The 275-nt window shown below is 65.8% G+C and carries 1 protein-coding gene; it reads left to right on the top strand.

All coding sequences use genetic code 11. The features are described from left to right. Window positions 1-81 precede the first annotated feature (81 nt). Window positions 82-275: patatin-like phospholipase family protein (locus ACWXWW_RS18015; protein ID WP_455971379.1), on the top strand; the 194-nt coding region annotated here is incomplete at its 3' end.

Here is a 275-nt window from a genome sequence, read left to right as displayed (position 1 = left end):
CGTTAACCTCGCGCGGCGTGGATTGAAACCTTTGCATCAACGGCTAGTTTGAAAGGCGCAACCACAAGGAACCGCCCACCCATGCCCCCCATGCGCCGTTGGAAAGCCCCCGTCACCCACGCCCGAGGCAATGGCACCCCGTTCAAGACCGTGGCGCTGCTGCTGCAGGGCGGCGGGGCGTTGGGGGCCTATCAGGCGGGGGTATACGAGGCGCTGGCCGAACGCGCGATCGAGCCGAGCTGGATCGCGGGCATTTCGATCGGCGCGATCAACAG

Source organism: Microbacterium sp. KNMS, from assembly GCF_053851835.1.
Note: the sequence above shows the minus strand (reverse complement) of the source record. Positions and strands in the feature narration are given on the sequence as shown.